The sequence below is a fragment of the Allobosea sp. genome (assembly GCF_030694325.1).
Lineage (GTDB): Bacteria > Pseudomonadota > Alphaproteobacteria > Rhizobiales > Beijerinckiaceae > Allobosea.
This window is the reverse complement of record NZ_JAUXYO010000263.1, coordinates 1-3,616: the sequence shown is the minus strand read 5'-3', so window position 1 is coordinate 3,616 and position 3,616 is coordinate 1. Positions and strand designations below refer to the sequence as shown.

Genomic DNA, 3,616 nt, shown 5'->3' with positions numbered 1-3,616 from the left:
GCCAATCACGCCTTGATGACGTGTTCCCTTGTCAGGCCCTGGCGGGCACAGACATTTCGGGTATCGATGACCAGAGGCGACCACTCGACGAGATTGCGGTAGTCGACCGCATCATGGTCGGTACAGATGATGGTTGCGTCGAAGCCGGCAACGACGTCCTTCGTGAGCGGGACCGACCGCCGCCCGGCAAACTCGGCATGCTCGCGGCTCTGCGGAATCTCCGCCACCATGCGGTCGTGAAACGACACCGCCGCCCCGCGCTTCTCAAGCAGCTCCATGATCCTGAAGGCCGGGCTCTCGCGCGTATCCTCGACATTCTTCTTGTAGGCGAGGCCGAGCACGAGGATGCGCGCGCCGCTGAAGCTGCGGCCGAGCCGGCGGTCGACCAACTCCGCTAGCCGATCGACGACGCGATAGGGCATCTCGGTGTTGATCTGGCCGGCGAGCTCGATGAAGCGCGTGGCGATGTCGAATTCGCGCGCCTTCCAGGTCAGATAGAACGGGTCGATCGGGATGCAGTGCCCGCCGAGGCCGGGGCCCGGATAGAACGGCATGAAGCCGAAGGGCTTGGTCTTGGCGGCGTCGATCACCTCCCAGATGTCGATGCCCATCGCGGCGTAGACCTGCTTGAGCTCGTTGACGAGGGCGATGTTGACGGCGCGGAAGATATTCTCGGTCAGCTTCACGGCCTCGGCTGTGGCGGTCGAGGAGACCGGCACGGTCCTGACGACGAGGGCGGCGTAGAGCGCATCCGCCATGGCCAGCGCTTCAGAACCGTCGCCGCCGACGACCTTGGGAATGTCGGAGGTGCCGAACTGGGCGTTGCCGGGGTCCTCGCGCTCGGGCGAATAGGCGAGGAAGACATCCTTGCCGCTGCTGAGCCCCGAGGCCTGCTCGAGGATCGGTCGCATGAGCTCGTCGGTCGTGCCCGGATAGGTCGTCGATTCGAGCACGATGAGCTGGCCGGGACGCAGGCGCCGGCCGATCGCCCGCGTGGTCTGCTCGACATAGGAGAGATCGGGCTCGCGCTGGCGCGAGAGCGGGGTCGGCACGCAGATCAGCAGCGCGTCGGGCTCCGACAGCCGGTCGAAATCGGTCGTGGCCTCGAAGCGCCCGCTCGCCAGTCCCTCGACGATCAGGTCCATGGAGATGTGCTTGATGGTCTCGCGGCCGGCATTGATCTGGTCGACGCGGGCCTGGTCGATGTCGAATCCGACGACACGGATGCCCTGGCGGAGCGCGGCCAGCGCCAGCGGAATGCCGACATAGCCAAGCCCGATGACGCCGATCACCACCGAGCGGTCGCGGACCTTCCCGACGAAATCCTGCGCGACCCCAGCCAAATCCTGCACTCTCGCCTCCGGTTCGCGCAAAGCCGGCGCCTGTTCGAAACGGCGTGCCGGCCAGCCCGCGGTCCTTGCCGAGATCACCTTGTCTGTCAACGCGACCGGAGCGCCCCGGCTTGCGCCGCAGCCGCCGCGGCGCTCAGATGCGCGCGAAGCGCCCGACGCCCCAAGCCGCTGCGGCGAACCACCGGATCCCGAACCGCCATGACCGTCACCGATATCGCGACGCGGACCTACAACCATGGCTGGCGGCTCGATCCGATCATCCGCAGCCTGCTCGACACGGATTTCTACAAGCTGCTGATGCTGCAGATGATCCGCGCCTTCCATCCCGACGTGCAGGTCACCTTCTCGCTGATCAACCGCTCGAAGCATATCCGCTTGGCGGATATCGTCGACGAGGCGGAGCTGCGCGCGCAGCTCGACCATGCCCGCTCGGTGCGCTTCAGCAAGAAGGAGCTGATCTGGCTCGCCGGCAACTCGTTCTACGGCAAGCGGCAGATGTTCTCGCCGGAGTTCCTGTCCTGGCTCGCCGATTTCCAGCTCCCGGATTACGAGCTGCGTCAGGTCGACGGGCAGTACGAACTGCATTTCGAGGGGCCCTGGACCCACAGCACGATGTGGGAGGTGCCGGCGCTGGCGATCATCAACGAGTTGCGGGCCCGGCGCGTCATGGTCGGGCAGAAGCGGTTTGCGCTCGATGTGCTTTATGCCCGCGCCAAGGCGAAGATGTGGGATAAGGTCGAGCGGCTGCAGAGGCTGCCGAACCTCAAACTCTCCGATTTCGGCACGCGTCGGCGCCACGGCCATCTCTGGCAGCGCTGGTGCGTCGAGGCGCTGAAGGAGGGGCTGGGGCCGAAGTTCAGCGGAACCTCGAATGTCCTGCTGGCAATGGACGCCGATCTCGAGGCGATCGGCACCAACGCCCATGAACTGCCGATGGTGCTGGCGGCACTCGCCGAGAGCGACGCGGAGCTGCTGCGCGCGCCCTATCGCGTGCTCGACGAGTGGCGCCAGGTCTATGGCGGCAATCTGCTGATCGCCTTGCCGGACGCCTTCGGGACGAGCGGCTTCCTGCGTCATGCGCCCGACTGGGTGGCGGACTGGACGGGCTTTCGGCCCGATTCCGCGCCGCCGATCGAGGCGGGCGAGGCGATCATGGCCTGGTGGCGGGAGAGGGGGCGCGATCCGCGCGAGAAGCTCCTGGTCTTCTCCGATGGGCTCGATGTGGATGCGATCGAGCGGGTCTACCGGCATTTCGACGGCAAGGTCCGCATGGCTTTCGGCTGGGGCACCGACCTCACCAATGATCTCGTCGGCTGCCTGCCCGACGGCTCGCGCGCGCTCGACCCGATGTCGCTGGTCTGCAAGGTCACGAAGGCGAACGGGCGCCCGGCGGTGAAGCTCTCCGACAATCCCGAGAAGGTCTCGGGCGAGGGGGAGGCTGTGGCGCGCTATCGCCGGGTCTTCGGAACGGGGTGATTTATGGCGTCGTGCCCAGCGCAGAGTTCCGAATTGAAGGATTGGCTACGTCGATTTCGGGAGTGGAACGATCCGACTACGTTCGGGCAAATCGTAGCGAAGATGAATACGGCGCACGGCGATCACTGTGTAACGCAGCCGGGATCTCCCTTCAGGGAGGCTTTTCTAGCGCATAGGCTAGCTTTGCATCTTCGTGCTGATGGTGTCCGCCTTGGAGACGATCCACCCGATTTCGAACTGCAGTTCGGCAAGGAGAAATTCTACTATGAGGCGGCCGAGGTGCTTGAGCCGGGGCGGCGGCGAGGTGATGAATTCAAAGCTAACAGACTGCTTTCGCCAGAAGAACAGGCAGAGCCAGAGCTCTGGCCGGAGGTCGAAATACCATCACGCGACGCATTGAAGCAGTTAAGAAGCGTCGCAGAACAAAAAGCTCGGAAGGGATATCCAGACCACTACGGATTGATTCTGTTCGTGAATATGGAACCTATTTTCCGTGAACGCCGATTTGTCGATGGCATTGCTGCTGCCTTATCCCTTTCATTGGAGAAATTCAGCGAGATTTGGACATTAAGGGTCGATGGCATGCTCGTGCGTCATCGTAAGTCGGCGTCATGGCAGCAGGATCCATGATTAGCGATTGATTGCCTTCTCAACCTTGCATCCGCGCCCAAAAGCCCCTAATGCGACCGCGCTTTCCGGCCGCGTAGGGCCGTTGTCAGGAACAGGGTGTCATGGCCAAAGAGAAATTCGCTCGCACGAAGCCGCATTGCAACATTGGAACGATTGGT

3 protein-coding genes are annotated in these 3,616 nt (G+C 63.7%); 2 read left to right on the top strand and 1 reads right to left on the bottom strand.

The window, feature by feature from the left end; genetic code table 11:
- Window positions 1–5 precede the first annotated feature (5 nt).
- Window positions 6–1,352 (bottom strand): nucleotide sugar dehydrogenase, encoded by a 1,347-nt coding sequence (locus tag Q8M82_RS17120; RefSeq protein WP_371126393.1) that lies wholly within the window; start codon window positions 1,350–1,352, stop codon window positions 6–8.
- Window positions 1,353–1,550: 198 nt separating this feature from the next.
- Here Q8M82_RS17120 and pncB point away from each other — a divergent pair, with 198 nt between their 5' ends.
- Both pncB and Q8M82_RS17110 read left to right on the top strand, forming a co-directional pair.
- Entirely contained in the window at window positions 1,551–2,828 is a 1,278-nt protein-coding gene (pncB, locus tag Q8M82_RS17115; RefSeq protein WP_305692524.1) for a nicotinate phosphoribosyltransferase, read from the top strand.
- 102 nt (window positions 2,829–2,930) lie between these two features.
- Complete coding sequence (locus Q8M82_RS17110) at window positions 2,931–3,458, top strand: hypothetical protein (RefSeq protein WP_305692523.1); 528 nt, start codon at window positions 2,931–2,933, stop codon at window positions 3,456–3,458.
- Window positions 3,459–3,616 lie beyond the last annotated feature (158 nt).